Genomic DNA, 19537 nt, shown 5'->3' with positions numbered 1-19537 from the left:
AGGGGATCCGTTCCGAGCGAGAGAGAGATCCGCGTGTACGCCATCGTGCGCAGCGGTGGCCGCCAGCACAAGGTTGCTGTCGGTGACATCGTTGAGGTTGACAAGATTTCCACTGCCAAGGTTGGCGACACGGTCGAGCTCTCGACCCTGCTCGTTGTCGACGGTGACGCCGTGACCAGCGACCCGTGGGTCCTGGCCGGCATCAAGGTCCAGGCCGAGGTCGTGGACCACCACAAGGGTGCGAAGATCGACATCCTTCGCTACAAGAACAAGACCGGCTACCGCCGTCGCCAGGGTCACCGTCAGCAGTACACGGCGATCAAGGTCACCGGTATCCCCGCGGCTGCGAAGTAAGGGACTGAGACATGGCACACAAGAAGGGCGCATCGTCCACTCGGAACGGGCGCGATTCCAATGCTCAGCGGCTCGGCGTGAAGCGCTTCGGCGGTCAGGCCGTCAACGCCGGTGAGATCCTGGTCCGCCAGCGCGGCACCCACTTCCACCCGGGCACGGGCGTCGGCCGTGGCGGCGACGACACGCTGTTCGCGCTGACCGCCGGTGCGGTGGAGTTCGGTACGCACCGCGGCCGCAAGGTCGTCAACATCGTTCCCGTCGCCGCCTGATCTTCCGGCGAGCACGGTAACGACGCAACACCTTCCGAGGGCGGATCTCAGCTTTCCCGGTCGACGGGGAAGCGGGTCCGCCCTCGGCGTGTTACATCAGAGACAGATCCGTAGATAGCAGTACCTGGAGGCACCCACCATGACCACCTTCGTGGACCGCGTCGAGCTCCATGCCGCCGCGGGTAACGGAGGCCACGGCTGTGCCTCCGTCCACCGTGAGAAGTTCAAGCCCCTCGGCGGACCCGACGGCGGCAACGGCGGACGCGGCGGCGACGTGATCCTCGTCGTCGAGCAGTCCGTGACCACGCTGCTGGACTACCACCACCACCCCCACCGCAAGGCCACCAACGGCCAGCCCGGCGCGGGCGACAACCGTTCGGGCAAGGACGGCCAGGACCTGGTCCTGCCCGTGCCGGACGGCACCGTCGTCCTCGACAAGGACGGCAACGTCCTCGCCGACCTCGTCGGCCAGGGCACCACGTTCGTCGCCGGACAGGGCGGCCGCGGCGGCCTCGGCAACGCCGCGCTCTCCTCGGCCCGCCGCAAGGCCCCCGGCTTCGCGCTGCTCGGCGAGCCGGGCGAGGACCGCGACATCGTCCTGGAGCTGAAGACCGTCGCCGACGTGGCGCTGGTCGGCTACCCGAGCGCGGGCAAGTCCTCGCTGATCTCGGTCCTCTCGGCGGCCAAGCCGAAGATCGCGGACTACCCGTTCACGACGCTCGTCCCCAACCTCGGTGTCGTCACCGCCGGTTCGAACGTCTACACCATCGCCGACGTCCCTGGCCTCATCCCCGGCGCCAGCCAGGGCCGCGGGCTGGGCCTGGAGTTCCTCCGCCACGTCGAGCGCTGCTCGGTGCTCGTGCACGTACTGGACACGGCGACGCTGGAGTCCGACCGCGACCCCGTCTCCGACCTCGACATCATCGAGGAGGAGCTGCGCCAGTACGGCGGCCTGGAGGACCGGCCCCGCATCGTCGTCCTCAACAAGGTCGACATCCCGGACGGCCAGGACCTGGCCGACATGATCCGCCCGGAGCTGGAGGAGCGCGGCTACCGCGTCTTCGAGGTCTCCGCCGTCGCGCACAAGGGGCTCAACGACCTCTCGTACGCACTGGCCGGGATCGTCGCCGAGGCGCGTGCCGCCAAGCCGAAGGAGGAGGCGACCCGGGTCGTCATCCGCCCGAAGGCCGTCGACGACACCGGGTTCACCGTGGCCGTCGACGAAGAGGGCATCTACCGGGTGCGCGGCGACAAGCCCGAGCGCTGGGTGCGTCAGACCGACTTCAACAACGACGAGGCCGTCGGTTACCTCGCGGACCGCCTGAACCGTCTCGGCGTCGAGGACGCCCTGATGAAGGCCGGCGCCCGCGCCGGTGACGGCGTGGCGATCGGCCCCGAGGAGAACGCGGTCGTCTTCGACTGGGAGCCGACGATGATGGCCGGCGCCGAGATGCTCGGCCGACGCGGCGAGGACCACCGCCTGGAGGCCCCGCGCCCCGCCGCCCAGCGCCGCCGGGACCGCGACGCCGAGCGGGACGACGCGCAGAAGGAGTACGACGAGTTCGACCCCTTCTAAAGGGAGCCGTTCCACGTGAGGAGCACCGGGCGCGTGACGCCCGGTGCGGGCCTCTCCGCCGGACACCGCAGCAGGGCCCCCGGGCCCGCGCGGTCGCCGGGGGAGGGGCCCTCGGGCGTTCCGGGCGGTGTCCCGGCGGGGCGGCACGGCGGTGCCGCGGTGCGGAACCGGTGGGGGCCGGCGCCCCCGAACGGGTGAGGCCGGGAGGTGTGTGTCGGCCGGTCGGGTGAAACGAAACGGCCGTCCGCGCCGCTCAGCCGGGACATCGGCCGCTCAACCGTGTGGTGTCGGTCACCTGCTCGTGCGGCACTTTCGCAGGTAACGGCCCTGTTCACACGGGAACGGCGGGTGTCGTGGGGGCGGCCCGCACTCGACGTCCACCTTGCGAGATGGTAACGGAGAGTGCAACCATCGGGGGGTTCCCGAGCCCTCGCAAGGTAGGTCGTCTGTGTCTGTGCAGCACATAGCCCAAGCCCGTACCACAGCAGTCGTGCTCGCCGGGGGTACCGGTCAGCGCGTGGGACTGTCCATCCCCAAGCAGCTGCTGAAGATCGCAGGCAAGGCTGTCATCGAGCACACCCTGTCGATCTTCCAGCAGTCCGAGTCGATCGACGACATCATCGTGCTGATGGCGCCCGGCTATGTCGCCGACGTCGAGAAGATCGTCGCGAAGGCCGGCCTGACCAAGGTGGTCAAGGTCATCGAGGGCGGGACGACGCGCAACGAGACCACCGAGCGGGCCATCTCCGTCCTCGGCGAGGGCCTGGCGGAGGGCGAGGACCGCAACGTCCTCTTCCACGACGCCGTGCGCCCCCTGCTGTCGCAGCGCGTCATCACGGACTGCGTGGACGCCCTCGGCCGGTACGAGGCGGTGGACGTCGCCATCCCGTCCGCGGACACGATCATCGTGACCCGTACGCACGGCGGTGACGGCGAGTTCATCACCGAGGTCCCCGACCGCTCCCGCCTGCGCCGGGGCCAGACGCCGCAGGCGTTCAAGCTCTCCACCATCCGCAGGGCGTACGAGGTCGCGGCCGGCGACCCGAACTTCCAGGCGACCGACGACTGCTCGGTGGTCCTGAAGTACCTGCCCGACGTGCCGATCTACGTCGTCGCGGGCGACGAGTACAACATGAAGGTGACCCAGCCGGTCGACGTCTTCATCGCGGACAAGCTCTTCCAGCTGGCCTCCACGGCCGTGCCGTCGCCCGCCGACGACGCGGCCTACCGGGAGGCGCTGACCGGGAAGACCATGGTCGTCTTCGGCGGCTCCTACGGCATCGGCGCGGACATCGCCGCCCTCGCTGAGTCGTTCGGCGCCAAGGTCTACGCGCTCGGCCGGTCCACCACGGGGACCCACGTGGAGAACCCGGAGCACATCGACGACGCGCTCTCCAAGGCGTACGCCGAGACCGGCCGGGTCGACTACGTCGTCAACACCGCCGGGGTGCTGCGGATCGGCAAGCTCGCCGAGACGGACAACGCGACGATCCAGGAAGCCCTGAACGTCAACTACCTCGCGCCGGTCCAGATCGCCCGGGCCTCGCACAAGTTCCTCGCCGAGTCCAAGGGACAGCTGCTCCTCTACACCTCCAGCAGCTACACCCGGGGACGTGCCGAGTACAGCCTGTACTCCTCCACCAAGGCCGCCATGGTCAATCTCACCCAGGCGCTCTCGGACGAGTGGGCCGGTGACGGAGTGCGTGTGAACTGCGTGAACCCGGAGCGCACCGCCACCCCGATGCGTACGAAGGCCTTCGGCGACGAGCCCGCGGGGTCGCTGCTCTCCTCCGAGGCGGTCGCCCGGACCTCCCTCGACGTGCTGCTCTCCGAGATGACCGGGCACGTCATCGACGTCCGGCAGCAGGACCCGACCCGGGGGGCCTCCGAGGCGTCGGGCTTCGAGCAGGCGCTGGCCGCGGTCCTGGACCGACAGGCCGATGTGTAATACTGCTTGACAATCCACCATTCGGACCCCTGTCGTTCACTTCGCGTGAACGGCAGGGGTCCGAATTCGTGAAGCTAATTCTGCACAATTCCCCCGCAAGGTATAAGTCGGAACCCTCGGGAGCGGTACTTCGTGTTTTCGAAAGCCATTCGCGTGGCGAGAGTGGGCAGCGGTTCTGAGCTCGCCGCCGCAATTCTCCTGGCCCTGGGATTCCCGTGCGTCATGCTCGCGGCGATACTCCCCAATATCTGGCTGTTCTCCGCGGCGGTCCTCGTCACATATCTGGCCGACCGTTATCTGCACCACTGCGGCAGTTATCTCGTCAATCGTCTCGCCGCCGTCCGGGCCGGTCTGTCGATTCGTTTCCTCGTGCGTGAGCTGCTGCTGATCCTGCTCATGTCGCGCATGGGATACGGCGAGGGGGCGTTCTTCTACACGACGGTCGCCTGTCTCCTGGCGTTCTACGGTCTCCAGGCACCACAGAGCGCGATGGTGACCCTCATCCGGCTCCGCCGCAAGCTGCCGGTGGTCACCCGGAACATCGACCTCGGCCCCGTCGGGATAGGGGACGCGCCGCCGCGTCTGCTGATGAGCCGCCCCGCCGAGAAGATGCTCCACTTCGACGTGTTCGCCATGGTGGGCGTGGTGGCCGCGATCCAGAGCGGCACCGACGCGCTCGCCTACGCCGGCCTCGGGCTGACGCTCTTCCTCGCGGTGGTCTACATCCTCGCGCTGCTGCCGTACGTGCGGCCCAGCCGTCTCGTGCCGCCGGAGGCCAAGGTCCTGGCGGCCGTCGACGCGTGGCTGCAGGAGTACAAGCCGACCGTCATCCTCTACTTCTCCGGTTCCAAGGACTCCGCCTACCAGGTCAACATGTGGCTGGAGACCATGGGCCGGCTGAGCGGCCGCCCGATGATCGTGCTCCGCGAGCGCGCCATCGTCCCGCAGCTCGCCGGCACGTCCGTCCCGGTGCTCTGCGTCCCCGGCGGCGTGCACCTGATGAACATGGACCTCTCGACGGTGCGGGTCGCGCTCTACGCGGCCAACGTCGGCAAGAACATCCACATGCTGCGCGTGCCGACCATGAAGCACGTCTTCATCGGCCACGGCGACAGCGACAAGCTGGCCAGCGTCAACCCGTACAGCAAGGCGTACGACGAGGTCTGGACGGCGGGCCGGGCCGGCCGCGACCGTTACGCGCTGGCCGACGTCGGCGTCCGCGACGAGGACATCGTGGAGGTGGGGCGGCCGCAGCTGGCCTCCATCACCTCCTGGACCGGCACCCCGAAGAACTCCGTCCCGACCGTGCTGTACGCGCCCACCTGGGAGGGCTGGGACGACAACCCGGGCAACACCTCGCTGCTGCTCGCCGGCGAGAACATCGTCCGCCGGCTGCTGGAGTCCGAGAAGCCCGTCCGGGTGCTCTACAAGCCGCACCCGTTCACCGGCACCCGCAGCCGCAAGGCGGCCGCCGCCCACCTGCGGATCACCGCGATGATCGAGGACGCGGCCGCACGCCGCGCCAACGACCCGCGCTGGGCCGGGGAGAGCGCGGCGCTCCGGGGCGAGCAGGCCGAGGCCCGCGCCGAGCTGGCCCGTATCGAGGCGCGCCTGGTCGAGCTGACCGGCGGCACCGGCGAGACGGCCCGCGACGAGGCCGAGCTCTCGCGCAACTCGCTGGCCGACCCCGCGCGCGAGGCCGAGACCGCGAAGCTGCGGGACGACTGGAACACCGCCTACTGGCGCTCCCAGGGCTGGTGGCAGCACCAGGTCATCTCCGGATCGACCATGCGTCTGTACGACTGCTTCAACGAGTCGGACGCCATGGTGTCGGACATCTCCAGCGTGGTCTCCGACTTCATCGCCAGCGGCAAGCCGTACGCGGTGACCGACTCGGCCGAGCTGGGCGAGGAGGAGTTCAAGCGCCAGAACACGGCCGTCCGGGCCGCGGTGATCCTCTCCAACGACGCGAGCGAGCTGGACCGGCTGCTCGCGGCCGTGTCCGACCCCGCCGCGGACGACCGGGCCGAGGGCCGGCGCGAGCTGAAGGAGTACCTCCTCGGGCCCGACGAGCCGACTTCGCTCGTCCAGTTCGACCGTGCTGTCCAGGCGCTGGCCGCCCGGGCGGAGACGCGCAATCTCGGGGTCGCTCATCTCAGCGAGCATGTGAATGGCTGAATCTCGCCAGCGATGACCGAAAAGTAATACACAATGGCCTGTTCTCGCCTCCAAAGAGGTCAGAACAGGCCATTGTGACGCAAGTCACTTTTCGCACTTGAGAGGTGCGCACAACCAATTCTGTGCGTCCGCTGTCATCTCTATTCGTGAACGACACTCGAATTCCAGACGTCAGCGTGATCATCGGCGCTTACGAAGCCATGCCCTATCTCATCCGCTGCCTCCAGTCCGTGGAGGCGCAGACCCTGCCCGCCGACCGCTTCGAGCTCATCGCGGTCGACGACGGGTCGAAGGACGGCACCGGCGCGTACCTGGACGAGTTCGCCGCGCGTACGGCCGTCCCCACCACCGTGATCCACCAGGCCAACTCCGGCGGCCCGAGCGGGCCGCGCAACGTGGGCCTCGCCCGCGCGCGCGGCCGGTACGTCTTCTTCCTCGACGCCGACGACTTCCTCGGCTTCGAGGCGCTGGAACGCATGGTCGCCATCGCCGACAAGGCCGGCACCGACGTGGTGCTCGGCAAAATGGTGGGCGTCAACCGGAGCGCCGCCGGGTCCATGTGGGGGCGCAAGGACGAGGAGCGCGTCGATCTCTACAAGTCGCGCGTCATCTTCACACTCAGCGCCCAGAAGCTCTTCCGCCGCGAGCTGCTGGTCCGCCACGGGATGACCTTCGACGAGAAGATGAGTACCGGCGAAGACGCCCTCTTCACCATGGAGGCCTACCTCCGGGGCGCCGGTGTCTCCGTCGTCTCCGAGTACGTCTGCTACTACCTGGTGGGCCGTGACGACGGCCTGCACGTCACCCGCAGCGGCAGTTACGAGCCCCGGTTCGAGGCACTGACGGCCCTGGTCGAGCTCATCGCCGAACTCGTGCCCGAGGGGCCTGAGCGCGACTTCATGATGGCGCGCCCGTTCACCGTGGGGCTCATCCAGCAGTTCGGTCCGGCCGTGGCCAACGAGAGCGAGACGGTCCGCGCCCACAAGCTGGAGCTGGCCGCCCCGATCACCAGGTACTGGACCCCGGGCGTGGCGAAGCTGATCAAGGTGAACGAACGCCTCCGGCTCGAATGCGTCGCCCGCGGCCGGCTGGACCTGCTCGCCGACATCCACCGGTACATCGCCGCCCGGCACACCCCGAAGGTCGTCCGGGCCGAGCAGGGGGACGCCGCCTACCTCGTCTATCCGCACTTCCGGAAGCCCGGTGCGGGCCTCCCCGACGAGGCGTTCGAGATGACGGTGCCGGAGTGGGCCCCGAGCAAGCGGCTGCAGGCGCCCGCGCGGCCGAAGCCGGGCCGGCCCAAGCCCAGGCCTACCCTGGCACGCAGGGTGGTGCGCCGGGTCCGCCGTGACATGAAGCGGTGGAAGTCCTCGGTCTGATCCGGGAGCCCGGAGCGGGCGGCCGGGGCGGGGCGGGGCGGTGGCCGGGGTTACTCGTCGGGAAACCTCACCGGAACTCGAAGTAATATCCCATGGAATGAAAGCGGCCTCGGGAACGCCTGCCATCCGGCTTCCGGCCACCGACCACGCAGCTTGGGGACAGCACACGTGAAGGCACTCGTACTCTCCGGCGGGGCGGGCACCCGCCTGCGCCCGATCACCCACACGTCCGCGAAGCAATTGGTACCGGTCGCCAACAAGCCGGTGCTTTTCTACGGGCTCGAAGCGATCGCCGACGCCGGTATCACCGAGGTCGGCATCATCGTGGGCGACACCGCCGCCGAGATCCGTGAAGCGGTCGGCGACGGCTCCGCGCTCGGCATCGAGGTCACCTACATTCCGCAGGACCAGCCGCTCGGCCTGGCGCACGCGGTGCTCATCGCCCGCGACTTCCTGGGCGACGACGACTTCGTGATGTACCTCGGCGACAACTTCATCGTGGGCGGCATCACCGGCCTCGTCGAGGGCTTCCGCGGAGACCGCCCCGACGCGCAGATCCTGCTGACCCGGGTGCCCAACCCGACCTCCTTCGGCGTCGCCGAGCTGGACTCCGAGGGCCGCGTCGTCGCGCTGGAGGAGAAGCCGAAGAAGCCCAAGAGCGACCTGGCCCTCGTCGGCGTCTACCTCTTCACCCCGGCGATCCACGAGGCCGTCCGCTCGATCGAGCCGTCCTGGCGCGGCGAGCTGGAGATCACCCACGCCATCCAGTGGCTGATCGACCAGCAGCGCAACGTCCGCTCCACCACCATCTCCGGCTACTGGAAGGACACCGGCAACGTCACCGACATGCTGGAGGTCAACCGGTCCGTCCTGGAGACCGTCGAGCCGGCCACCGACGGCGCGGAGGTGGACGAGCACAGCGAGATCATCGGCCGCGTGCGGATCGAGCCCGGCGCGAAGGTCACCGGCAGCCGCATCGTCGGTCCCGCGATCATCGGAGCCGGTTCGGTCATCAGCGACGCGTACGTCGGTCCCTTCACCTCGGTCTCCGAGGGCTGCCGGATCGAGGACAGCGAGATCGAGTACTCCATCGTGCTCCGGGGAGCCTCCATCACCGGTGTCCGCCGCGTGGAGGCGTCGCTCATCGGCCGCGACGTCGAGGTCACCCCGGCGCCCCGCAACCCGTCCGCCCACCGACTCGTCCTCGGCGACCACAGCAAGGTGCAGATCTCCTCATGACGACCAACATCCTGGTGACCGGCGGAGCCGGCTTCATCGGCTCGCACTACGTCCGTACCGTCCTCGGCCCCCAGGGCCCCGGCGACATCACCGTCACGGTGCTGGACAAGCTCACCTACGCGGGCAACCCCGCCAACCTCGACGAGGTCCGCGACCACCCGGGCTTCTCCTTCGTCCAGGGCGACATCTGCGACGCGGAACTCGTCGGCAAGCTCATGGCCGACCACGACCAGGTGGTGCACTTCGCCGCCGAGTCGCACGTGGACCGCTCCATCGACGGGGGCGCCGAGTTCGTCCGTACGAACGTCGTGGGCACCCACACCCTGATCCACGCCGCGCACCTGGCCGGGATCAAGACCTTCGTGCACATCTCCACCGACGAGGTCTACGGCTCGATCGACGAGGGCTCCTGGCCCGAGACGCACCCGCTGGAGCCCAACTCGCCGTACTCCTCGGCGAAGGCGTCCAGCGACCTCATCGCGCTCTCCTACCACCGCACCCACGGCCTCGACGTGCGGGTGACCCGCTGCTCCAACAACTACGGGCACCACCACTTCCCCGAGAAGGTCATCCCGCTCTTCGTCACCAACCTGCTCGACGGCAAGACCGTCCCGCTCTACGGCGACGGCGCCAACGTCCGCGACTGGCTGCACATCGACGACCACGTCCAGGGCATCGAGCTGGTCCGCACGAAGGGCCGCGCCGGCGAGGTCTACAACATCGGCGGCGGCACCGAGCTCTCCAACAAGGAGCTCACCGGCCTGCTGCTGGAAGCCTGCGGCGCCGACTGGGAGACCAGCGTCACCTACGTCGAGGACCGCAAGGGCCACGACCGCCGCTACTCCGTGGACTGCACCAAGATCCGCGAGGAGCTCGGCTACGTCCCGCGCAAGGACTTCAAGCAGGGCCTCGCCGAGACCGTGCAGTGGTACCGCGACAACCGCGCCTGGTGGGAGCCGCTGAAGGACCGGGCCGCCCTGTGAGCCCCGTCTGGCTGGTGACCGGAGCCGGCGGCATGCTGGGCCGCGACGTCCTGGCGAAGCTGGCCGCGGAGGGCGTCGACGCCGTCGCCGCCGACCGTGCGGCGCTCGACGTCGCCGACCCGGCCGCCGTCGCCGCCGCGTTCGCGGAGCACCGCCCCGCGGTCGTCGTCAACTGCGCCGCCTGGACCGCCGTGGACGACGCGGAGAGCCAGGAGGAGGCCGCGCTGCGCGTCAACGGCACGGGCCCGGCGGTCCTCGCCGAGGCGTGCCGTGAGAACGGCGCCGTGCTGCTCCAGGTCTCCACGGACTACGTCTTCGCCGGCGACGCCGACAAGCCGTACGCCGAGGACGAGGCCACCGCCCCGCGCAGCGCCTACGGGCGGACCAAGCTCGCCGGCGAGCGCGCGGTGCTGGAGACCCTCCCGGAGACCGGCTACGTGGTCCGTACGGCCTGGCTGTACGGAGCGGGCGGCGGCAACTTCGTCCGCACGATGATCAAGCTGGAAGGCATCAAGGAGACCCTGGACGTCGTCGACGACCAGCGGGGCCAGCCGACCTGGACCGTCGACCTGGCGGACCGTCTGGTCGCCCTCGGCCGGGCCGCCCTCGCGGGCGACGCCCCGGCGGGTGTCTACCACGGCACCAGCGGCGGCGAGACGACCTGGTTCGGCTTCACCCGGGAGATCTTCCGGCTGCTGGGCGCGGACCCCGAGCGGGTCCGCCCGACCACCAGCGAGGCCTTCGTCCGGCCCGCTCCCCGCCCGGCGTACAGCGTGCTCGGACACGACCGCTGGGCCGCCGCCGGGATCGCACCGCTCCGCGACTGGCACGAGGCGCTGACGGAGGCGTTCGACGCCCTCGTCGCCGCCGAGCGCGGCTGACCGCCCGACGCGCCGTCACCACGGCCGGCTCCCCGCCCACCCGGGCGGGGAGCCGGCCGTCGGTGTTCCCGGCCCGGCTCCCTGCCCGGCCCGGCTCTCCTTCCGGTCCGCCGCCCGGGAACGCCGAACGCCCGGCCGGTGACCCCGGCCGGGCGTTCTCGTACGGGCTTGTCGCCGGGTCAGCCCCGGGCGCGCAGCTGCTCGTAGTAGGCCTGGCAGTCCTCGTAGGAGGGCAGCAGCCCCTGCGCCTCGGCCTCGGCCAGCGTGGGGGCGGCGGCGTCCTTGTCGGAGAGCAGCGGGGTGATGCCCTCGGGCCACTCGATGCCCAGCTCCGGGTCGAGCGGGTTGATCCCGTGCTCGCGGCCGGGGGCGTACCCCTCGGAGCAGAGGTAGACCACGGTGGCGTCGTCGGTCAGCGCCATGAAGGCGTGGCCGAGGCCCTCGGAGAGGTACACCGCGTGGTGGTCCACGTCGTCGAGGCGGACGGCCTCCCACTGCTTGTACGTGGGGGAGCCGACCCGGATGTCCACGATCACGTCCAGCACCGCGCCGCGCACGCACTTGACGTACTTGGCCTGGCTCGGCGGGACGTCGGCGAAGTGGATGCCGCGCAGGGTGCCCCGGCTCGACACCGAGCAGTTGGCCTGGGCGAGCTGGAGCCCGTGGCCGGCCGCCTCGGTGAAGTCGGCGGCCTTGAACCACTCGTGGAAGCTTCCCCGGCTGTCGGGGAAGACCTTGGGCTCCTGGACCCAGGCTCCGGCGATGTCGAGCTGCCGCATCTGATTCACGTTCCTGTTCTTTTCGCTTCTCGTGTACTTCTGGTTCTCCGGCCGGGCTGTGCCCCGGCCGTCCGGTACCGGACGGCCGACGGGTCAGCCGGCCACCTTCGCGGCGAGGCCGCGCGCCTTCTTGCGGGCCTTGGCGGGCAGTCGGCGGACGATCGGCCCGCCCACGCTCCGCAGCGCGCTGCGCACGGTCGCCTTGCGGCGGGCGGAGGCCATCGCGCTCAGCATGGCGGGGCTCACCTCGGGCAGGTCCGACGCGAGGACGATCTTCCCGCCCCGCTCCACCCGTACGTCGGCGAGCGGCACGGCGGCGCTCTTGGCGCCGTCCAGCCGGACCGAGAGCTTCCACTCGCCCGGCGGCACGTCCGCGGCCCTGGCGGGCACCGACACGTGGGCGCGGCCCTGGACGGGGCGGAGCGTCGTCGGGAGCACCCGGTCGGTGCCGCCGGCGGCGGTCAGCACCAGTTCGGCCTTGGAGGCCGCCGTGGCGGTCGTGGTGACGATGTCCAGGCGCAGTTCCGTCTTGCTGCCGGGGGTGCGCAGGACCGGGCGGCCCTCCAGGTACACGGCCAGTTTCTTGGCGCGGCGGGCCACGTCCAGCGTGAGGTTGCCGTGCGGGTCGGTGAAGTAAGGGATCACCGCGCGGGCGGGCGAGCCCAGCGAGGCGGGCAGGCAGTCCGCGTCCACCCCGGGGGCGCGGTCGGCGCCGAGCCGGGCCTTGCGGACCACGCCGAGGCCACGCAGCGGCACCCAGATGTCCCAGAATCCGCGCGAGACGCGCCCGCGGTTCTTGACGCCCTCCGAGGTGACGTGGCCGTGGCCGGTCAGCACGACCTCGAAGACGCCGCCGGAGGTCTCCTTGACCTCCGAGGTGAACTTGGCGGGGCAGGGCCACTCGACGGCGGTCTCGCGGTTGCGCAGCGAGATCTCCGCCATGTAGCCGTCGAGGTCGTCCTCGACGTCCAGCAGCTCTCCGGCCGGCAGCAGGCCCGCCGTGAGGTCGGGGTGCAGGTGGAGGCGGCCGTCGCGGCGCACCAGGGTGACGGGCGCCTGGTCGTCGCCGTGCACGAGCCGGCCGGTGATGTCGAGCCGGATGCGGCCGTCCGGCTGCCACTCGAACTTCTCCAGGCGGGCGGCCGCCTTGATGGAGCCGGCGAGCCGGGCGATGCGGACCAGCCCCTCGCGGTCGTCGTTGCGCAGCAGGGTGGAGCGGAGCCGCTGGATCGGGCCGAGCCCGTCGTGCACGCCGTCGTGCATGAAGTCGCGTGCCAGGGGCTGGACGGCGTCGATCATCTCGTCGCGGTAGTCCGGCGCGTACTTCTGCACGGCGGGTTCACTGAGGCGCGACAACATCTCCACACGGTAGAAACGGCGCAGCAGAAGGTCGCGGAATTCGCCCGGCTCGGTGTTCTCCACGACGACGTCGAGGACCTCGCGGAGGTTTCCGTAATAGCCCGAGGGGATGAGCTTCGCGGAGCCCGCGTTCTGGCCGTCGTCGCGCCGCGAGTAGTAGTAGCAGGTGTAGTTCCCGAGGATGGAGACGACCTTCGCCGGGAAGTACGCCTGCATCATGTAGAGCTGGTCCTCGAGGCGGCGCTTGCCCTCGGGATAGGCGATCGAGTTCTCGCGGAGGAATTCCGTCCGGAACATCTTGTGCGGCGTCAGGGAGTCGTAGAGCGGCGCGTCACGCAGCGTGCACTTCTCCCGGTTGACCTTGAAGACGCCGTGCGGGACGCCGCGGAAGTTGCTGGCCACCTTACCGATGACGATGTCGGAGCCGTTGCGGTGCCCCATGTTGTAGAGACGCAGCAGAGCCTCGGATGCCAGGTAGTCGTCCTGGTCGAGGAACTGTACGTATTCGCCCTTGGCCTCCGCCACGCCGATATTGCGAGGCTTGCCAGGCCACCCCGAATTGGGGATGGTGATCACCCGGAAGTGCGGGTGCTCGGTGGCCAGCTTTTCGAGGCGCTCGCGTGTGTCATCGGTCGAGCCGTCATTGACGAACAGCACTTCGAATTCGCTCGCGGGCAGGGTCTGGCGCAGCAACGAGTCGATGGCGGGATCGATGTACTTTCCCGGGTTGTACACCGGAATGATGACGCTGACTTTGACTGACACAACTGTGTCCCATCTCTAGTGGGAACCCTGAACGCGAAGGCGGTGTCGGGATCGGAGACCGATTGAGGGCGAGGGTCGCCGCCCGGAAGCACCATAGCGGTTGTGGCGCATCGAACAGTTCGGTCCCGGCGCGATGTCATGTACGGTGCACCAGAGGTGTGGGGTCGGGCAGGCCCTCCCGCGCGGCCAAGTGGGGTACGCAACAACGGCCTTGCGCTCTTGCGGCGTTGCTCTCGCGCACACCTCGCGTGCCGGTCGGGAAGCCGGTTCGCCGCTTCTTCGGTTAGAGGTGCAGTCATCACTCGTACGCGTATTGCGGTCGGCCGGATCACATGGTCCCAGGGATCGGTCGCCGACTGCTTCAAAGGCCGGAACAACAGTCTCGGATTCATCCGGCTGTGTCTGGCCTCCGCCGTCGTCGTCTCGCACGCCAGCGTGCTGGGATTCGGGGACAAGGAGTTCGGTCACTGGTTCAGCCACGGGCAGACCGACCTCGGCAAGCTCTCCGTCTACGGCTTCTTCGTCCTCTCGGGCATTCTCGTGACCCGCAGCGGCAACCGGCTCCCGCTGGGCCGCTACCTCTGGCACCGCGCCCTGCGCCTGCTGCCCGGCCTCTGGGTCTGCCTCGCCGTGACCGCCTTCGTCATCGCCCCCTTCCTCTACTGGCGCCAGCAGGGAAGCCTGGACGGTTTCTGGGGCCACTCCAGGGGGCCGCTCGACTACATGGAGTCGAACTGGGCCATCGCCCCCCGCCAGAACGACGTCTCCGGGGTCATCGCCCACTCCGCCGGCTCCGGCCTGGCGCACAGCCCCAGCATCGACGCCGCGCTCTGGTCGCTGCGCTACGAGGTGCTCTGCTACTTCGGCGTCGCCCTGCTCGCCCTGACCGGCGTGCTCGCCCGCGCCCGCCGCGTCGTGCTCCTGGTGGCCGTGGTCCTCGGCTTCTTCGTGATCAACCCGGCCCTGGCCACCCCGCACTGGGCCGGATTCTCCGACTCGTCGTACGCCACGAGCTTCGAGATCTTCCCCGTGATGGGCAAGTTCGACCCCGACATCCTCATCTACCTCGGTTTCGCGTTCGCCATCGGCGCCGTGATCGAGATGTACCGGGAGCGCATCCCGGTCAGCGACCCGCTGGGCATCCTCTCGGTCGTCCTGCTCCTCGGGAGCATCCACTACGGGTACCTCTTCGTCGTCGGCATCCCCGCCTTCGCCTACCTGCTCCTCTGGCTCGCGATCCGGCTCCCCGGGCCGTTCCGCCGCATCGGGGCCCGCAACGACCTCTCGTACGGCGTCTACATCTACGGGTTCGCCGTCCAGCAGTCGCTGACCGCCGTCGGCTTCGCGCGCTGGGGATTCTGGCCCTACCTCGCGATGTCGCTCGGCGGCACGCTGGCGGTCGCGGCGCTCTCCTGGCACCTGATCGAGAAGCCCGCGATGCGGCTCAAGGACATCGGCCGCAAGCCGGCCGTCCGCACCGCCCCCGTGGCCGCCCAGCCCGCTCCCCCCGGGGAGACGGAAGAATCGGTCGACGAGTCCGGCCAGGGCCGGACGCTCGCGGACAGCGGCAGCCGCACGGGCGGCTGACGCCCCGCACACCCTCACCGGAACGCCCCGGCCACCCGCGGACGCCGTCGACCGACAGCGCCCGCCGCGGCCGGGGCGTTCCCGTGCGCCGCCCGCCCGCAGCCCCGGGACCGCCGTTACCACTCCGTGTCCAGGAGGCGGAACAGCGGTGCGCCCGGCGCCCGGACTGGCATACATTCGCCCCTGTGACATCGGTAGCGGAGACAGTGGCAAGACAACAGGTGACCGAGGCCCGCAGGATCGTCGTCAAGGTGGGCTCCTCCTCGCTCACCACCGCGGTGGGCGGACTCGACGCCGACCGGGTCGACGCCCTCGTGGACGTCCTCGCCAAGGTCCGCAGCGGCGGTGAGCGGGAGATCGTCCTCGTCTCCAGCGGCGCCATCGCCGCCGGGCTCGCCCCGCTGGGCCTGCACCGCAGACCGAAGGACCTGGCCCGCCAGCAGGCGGCCGCCAGCGTCGGCCAGGGCCTGCTGGTGGCCCGCTACACCGCCTCCTTCGCCCGCTACGGCGTACGCGTCGGCCAAGTCCTGCTGACGACCGACGACACCAGCCGTCGCGCCCACTACCGCAACGCCTACCGCACCCTCGACCAGCTCCTGGAGATGGGCGCCCTGCCCGTCGTCAACGAGAACGACACCGTCGCCACGGACGAGATCCGCTTCGGCGACAACGACCGCCTCGCCGCCCTCGTCGCCCACCTCGTCCACGCCGACCTGCTCGTCCTCCTCTCCGACGTGGACGGGGTGTACGACGGCGACCCCAGCACGCCGGGCACCTCGCGGATCGCCGAGATCACCGGCCCACAGGACCTGGCCGGGGTCACGATCGGCAGCGCGGGCAAGGCCGGCGTCGGCACCGGCGGCATGGTCACCAAGGTGGAGGCGGCCCGGATCGCCAGCGCCGCCGGCATCCCCGTCGTCCTCACCTCCGCCTGGCACGCCGCCGACGCCCTCGCCGGACGGGACACCGGGACCTATTTCCACCCCACCGGCCGCCGCTCCGCCGACCGCCTCCTCTGGCTCGCCCACGCCTCCGCCCCGCAGGGCGCGCTCGTCCTCGACGAAGGGGCCGTGCGGGCCGTCGTCGAACGCCGCACCTCCCTGCTGCCCGCGGGCATCTGCGCCGTGGACGGCGACTTCACGGCCGGAGACCCCGTCGAACTCCGCGACCCCGAAGGACGGGCGGTCGCACGCGGCCTCGTCAACTTCGACGCCAGGGAGATCCCCCAGCTGCTCGGCCGCTCCACCCACGACCTCGCCCGCGAACTCGGACCCGCCTACGAACGCGAGGTCGTACACAGGGACGACCTCGTCGTTCTCATGCCCCCCTCGACGCCCCGAATCGGCTGAAACTCCGCACTCCTGACGGAGACCTTCACCAAAACCGCCCCACGCCCGCCCTCGGGCTGGTCAACTTTGTAGCGGGGGTTCGCAGGGGAACAGCACAGCAACACATCCACAGGAGGCCGCCGGTGAGACGAGCGCGCCCGGGGGCGCCGCCCCGAGGAACGGGCACCCGCGCACTGACCAGCGTGGGAGCGGGAACCGGCTTCGACCGGAGTCCGCCCGCCGACCGCACGTCCGACCGGGCCGAGGACCGCACCACCGGCCACGACCCGGTAGCCGCGAAGGGGGAGGCCACACAGTCCCGGCTGTGGCACATCACGCTCTGCGTGTCCGGGACCGAGACACCGCTGGGGGAGGTCAGACGCGGCCTGGAACAACTGGCACACGACCACCCCTTCCTGCTGACCAGCCGGTACGCGAACGACCACGCGGAGATCCGGTACTGGGAAGAGGCCCGGGACCTGCACGACGCGGCGGCCGTCGCCCTGAGGCTCTGGGGCGAGCACCGCTCCACCGCCCAGCTGCCGCCCTGGGAGATCGTCGGCCTCGAAGTCATCGACCGGGAGACCTACCACCAGCGCGTCGCCGAGGGGTACGGCCCGCCGCCCGCCGCACCCGTCGGCGTGCACCCCTACTGACCGACCCCGGAGGCGGGAGCGCGTCCACCGGCCCCCGGGGCGGGAGCGCGCGTCCGGCCCGCTCCCGCCGCCCCCCGGTGGTCTCGGGGCGTCTCGCATCACGAAATACGGGCCGGACGAGCCGAGGCCGCGCACTACCCTGCGGGCATGACCACGCTCACCCCGTACGACAACATGTCCCCGGTCGCGCAGGCCGCCTACCGGGCGCGCGCTGCCGCCGCCGACATCGCGCCGCTCCCGCGCGCAGCCAAGGACGACGCACTGCTCGCCGTGGCCGACGCGCTGGAGGTGCGCGCGGGCGAAATCATCGCGGCCAACGCCGAGGACGTCGACCGCGCCCGGGCCGCTGGCACCGCCGAATCGGTCGTCGACCGGCTCACGTTGACGTCCGAGCGCATCCGCGCCATCGCCGCCGACGTGCGCCAGGTCGCCTCCCTGCCCGACCCGGTCGGCGAGGTCGTGCGCGGCTCCACCCTCCCCAACGGCATCGACCTGCGTCAGGTCCGGGTGCCGCTCGGCGTGGTCGGCATCATCTACGAGGCCCGCCCCAACGTCACCGTCGACGCCGCCGTCCTCTGCCTCAAGTCCGGCAACGCCGTACTGCTGCGCGGCTCTTCGTCCGCGTACGCCTCCAACACCGCCCTCGTCCGCGTGCTGCGCGACGCGGTCGGCGGCGCCGGACTCCCGGCCGACGCGGTGCAGCTGGTCCCCGGCGAGACCCACGACTCCGTCCGCGAACTCATGCGGGCCCGGGGCCTCGTCGACGTCCTCATCCCGCGCGGCGGCGCCGGGCTCATCCGCCGGGTCGTGGAGGAGTCCACCGTCCCCGTCATCGAGACCGGCACCGGCAACTGCCACGTGTACGTGGACGCGCACACCGACCTGGCCATGGCCGTCGACATCCTGGTCAACTCGAAGGCGCAGCGCCCCAGCGTCTGCAACTCCGCCGAGACCCTCCTCGTCCACCGGGACGTCGCCGACCAGTTCCTGCCCCTGGCGCTGGACGCGCTGGCCGAGGCCGGGGTCACCGTGCACGGCGACGAGCGCGTCCTGACGTACGCCGAGGGGTCCAAGGCGACCGTCGTTCCGGCCACCCCGGAGGACTGGGAGACGGAGTACCTCTCCTACGACATCGCCGCCGCCGTGGTGGACTCGCTGGACGCCGCCGTGGCGCACATCCGCCTCTGGTCCTCCGGCCACACCGAGGCGATCGTCACCACCTCCCAGGCCGCCGCGCGCCGGTTCACCCAGCTGGTCGATGCGACGACGGTCGCCGTCAACGCCTCCACCCGCTTCACCGACGGCGGCCAGTTCGGATTCGGCGCGGAGATCGGCATCTCCACGCAGAAGCTGCACGCCCGGGGCCCGATGGGGCTGCCGGAGCTGACCTCGACGAAGTACATCGTCACCGGCGACGGCCACACCCGGTAGCCGGCCGGAACCGGTCGCCCGGTCGCCCGGTCGGGGAGACTTCCCCCGTCTCCCTGACCGGACCGCCCCCGCACGGCTACGCTGATTCCGTGGACGACGCGGGGGGCAGGCCGTTCCCGGACGGCTCGGAGCCCGACGACGACCGCGGGGGCGCGGACGAGGACTTCGCCACCGTGGTCTTCGACGAGGACTTCGTACGGGCCGCGAGGATCCACGAACCCACCGCTGTGGAGCGGCTGGTCGCCGCCGCAGAGGCGCGCGCGGAGGCCGAGGCCGCCCGGTCGCGTTCGGCGGGCGCCGCCCGCGACGGCGACCCGTACGACCACTACGGCCCCGGACACGCGGGCGGGCGCGGCGGTGCGCTCGACCCCGACGACCTCGACTACGACCCCGGCCACGGCATCGGCAGAGGCCCGTACGGCCCTCACGGGGGCTCGCTGCGCCCCTACCGGCCCTCCGCGCGCTGGCACAGGCCGGTCGCCTGGCTCCTGGCGCTGGTGATGGGGATCGGGATGGTCGCGCTCGCCTTCAGCGCCGTCTACCGCGGCACCTCGGCCGACAGCCAGGACCACGTCCCGCCCGCCACCAGCGGCGTGGACACCACTGCGGACCCGGCCGGCCCGGCGGACCTGCTGCCGTCCGCGCCGGTGGGCCGGCACGCCCCGGCCGCCGCCGTCCCGCACACACCCTGAGCGGGCCCTCGACCGTGGTTCCCGCGCCCGGAGCGCGTGCCGTGTCACCCGTCCGGCCGTGTCGCCCCGTAGCGCCCAGTCGTGGGAACTGTGCGGTTGTCCACGGCCACCGCGTTTACGCGAGGGGCATTCG

The 19537-nt window shown here is 70.7% G+C and carries 16 protein-coding genes; 14 read left to right on the top strand and 2 right to left on the bottom strand.

The window, feature by feature from the left end; translation table 11 throughout:
- The first annotated feature begins 33 nt into the window (after positions 1-33).
- The 9 genes from rplU to rfbD all read left to right on the top strand — a co-directional run bounded on the left by rplU (position 34) and on the right by rfbD (position 10807).
- Complete coding sequence (gene rplU, locus OG599_RS11035; RefSeq protein ID WP_042812502.1) at positions 34-354, top strand: 50S ribosomal protein L21; 321 nt, start codon at positions 34-36, stop codon at positions 352-354.
- Between the two features lie 11 nt (positions 355-365).
- The gene (gene rpmA / locus OG599_RS11030; protein ID WP_014045902.1) at positions 366-623 is read left to right on the top strand and encodes a 50S ribosomal protein L27; all 258 of its coding nucleotides are present in this window, start codon (positions 366-368) and stop codon (positions 621-623) included.
- 139 nt (positions 624-762) lie between these two features.
- Positions 763-2199, top strand: coding sequence for a GTPase ObgE (gene obgE, locus OG599_RS11025; RefSeq protein ID WP_327175801.1), 1437 nt, complete (start codon positions 763-765; stop codon positions 2197-2199).
- 448 nt (positions 2200-2647) lie between these two features.
- On the top strand, positions 2648-4147 hold the full coding sequence (locus tag OG599_RS11020; RefSeq protein WP_327175800.1) for a bifunctional cytidylyltransferase/SDR family oxidoreductase: 1500 nt from the start codon (positions 2648-2650) through the stop codon (positions 4145-4147).
- Between the two features lie 132 nt (positions 4148-4279).
- On the top strand, positions 4280-6325 hold the full coding sequence (locus OG599_RS11015; RefSeq protein WP_442809416.1) for a hypothetical protein: 2046 nt from the start codon (positions 4280-4282) through the stop codon (positions 6323-6325).
- Between the two features lie 146 nt (positions 6326-6471).
- On the top strand, positions 6472-7704 hold the full coding sequence (locus OG599_RS11010; RefSeq protein WP_327175798.1) for a glycosyltransferase family 2 protein: 1233 nt from the start codon (positions 6472-6474) through the stop codon (positions 7702-7704).
- 168 nt (positions 7705-7872) lie between these two features.
- Positions 7873-8943 carry a glucose-1-phosphate thymidylyltransferase gene (locus tag OG599_RS11005; protein ID WP_327175797.1) on the top strand — a complete coding sequence of 357 codons (1071 nt, stop codon included), beginning with the start codon at positions 7873-7875 and terminating at the stop codon, positions 8941-8943.
- Complete coding sequence (gene rfbB, locus OG599_RS11000; RefSeq protein ID WP_266704268.1) at positions 8940-9926, top strand: dTDP-glucose 4,6-dehydratase; 987 nt, start codon at positions 8940-8942, stop codon at positions 9924-9926. Before OG599_RS11005 ends, rfbB begins: the two co-directional genes overlap by 4 nt.
- A complete protein-coding gene (rfbD, locus tag OG599_RS10995; RefSeq protein WP_327175796.1) occupies positions 9923-10807 on the top strand; it encodes a dTDP-4-dehydrorhamnose reductase in 885 nt (294 codons plus the stop codon). Before rfbB ends, rfbD begins: the two co-directional genes overlap by 4 nt.
- 179 nt (positions 10808-10986) lie before the next feature.
- Here the strand turns inward: rfbD and rfbC are convergent, their stop codons facing one another.
- Together rfbC and OG599_RS10985 are read right to left on the bottom strand one after the other, a co-directional pair.
- On the bottom strand, positions 10987-11586 hold the full coding sequence (gene rfbC / locus OG599_RS10990; RefSeq protein WP_327179997.1) for a dTDP-4-dehydrorhamnose 3,5-epimerase: 600 nt from the start codon (positions 11584-11586) through the stop codon (positions 10987-10989).
- 93 nt (positions 11587-11679) lie between these two features.
- Entirely contained in the window at positions 11680-13710 is a 2031-nt protein-coding gene (locus tag OG599_RS10985; protein ID WP_327175795.1) for a glycosyltransferase family 2 protein, read from the bottom strand.
- 219 nt (positions 13711-13929) lie between these two features.
- On the opposite strand from OG599_RS10985, the gene OG599_RS10980 reads away from it, so the two are divergent.
- The 5 genes from OG599_RS10980 to OG599_RS10960 all read left to right on the top strand — a co-directional run bounded on the left by OG599_RS10980 (position 13930) and on the right by OG599_RS10960 (position 19404).
- Positions 13930-15297 (top strand): acyltransferase family protein, encoded by a 1368-nt coding sequence (locus OG599_RS10980; RefSeq protein WP_442809415.1) that lies wholly within the window; start codon positions 13930-13932, stop codon positions 15295-15297.
- Between the two features lie 221 nt (positions 15298-15518).
- Positions 15519-16646: a glutamate 5-kinase gene (gene proB / locus OG599_RS10975; protein ID WP_327179995.1), complete on the top strand. Its 1128-nt coding sequence runs from the start codon at positions 15519-15521 to the stop codon at positions 16644-16646.
- Positions 16647-16768: 122 nt separating this feature from the next.
- Entirely contained in the window at positions 16769-17281 is a 513-nt protein-coding gene (locus OG599_RS10970; protein ID WP_327175794.1) for a hypothetical protein, read from the top strand.
- 147 nt (positions 17282-17428) lie between these two features.
- Positions 17429-18712 carry a glutamate-5-semialdehyde dehydrogenase gene (locus tag OG599_RS10965; RefSeq protein ID WP_327175793.1) on the top strand — a complete coding sequence of 428 codons (1284 nt, stop codon included), beginning with the start codon at positions 17429-17431 and terminating at the stop codon, positions 18710-18712.
- Positions 18713-18801: 89 nt separating this feature from the next.
- Complete coding sequence (locus OG599_RS10960) at positions 18802-19404, top strand: SCO2584 family spore wall biosynthesis protein (RefSeq protein WP_327175792.1); 603 nt, start codon at positions 18802-18804, stop codon at positions 19402-19404.
- The last annotated feature ends 133 nt before the right edge of the window (positions 19405-19537 follow it).

The organism is Streptomyces sp. NBC_01335 (genome assembly GCF_035953295.1).
In the GTDB taxonomy this organism is placed as follows: Bacteria; Actinomycetota; Actinomycetes; order Streptomycetales; family Streptomycetaceae; genus Streptomyces.
The sequence above is the reverse complement of the archived record's forward strand: the minus strand, read 5'-3'. Positions and strand labels throughout refer to the sequence as shown.

What these genes read in the sequence shown, in the direction of transcription:
- OG599_RS10965 (WP_327175793.1), top strand. Translation starts at nt 17,429, where the DNA reads ATGACCACGCTCACCCCGTACGACAACATGTCCCCGGTCGCGCAGGCC.
- obgE (WP_327175801.1), top strand. Translation starts at nt 763, where the DNA reads ATGACCACCTTCGTGGACCGCGTCGAGCTCCATGCCGCCGCGGGTAAC.
- rfbC (WP_327179997.1), bottom strand. Translation starts at nt 11,586, where the DNA reads ATGCGGCAGCTCGACATCGCCGGAGCCTGGGTCCAGGAGCCCAAGGTC.
- rfbB (WP_266704268.1), top strand. Translation starts at nt 8,940, where the DNA reads ATGACGACCAACATCCTGGTGACCGGCGGAGCCGGCTTCATCGGCTCG.
- rpmA (WP_014045902.1), top strand. Translation starts at nt 366, where the DNA reads ATGGCACACAAGAAGGGCGCATCGTCCACTCGGAACGGGCGCGATTCC.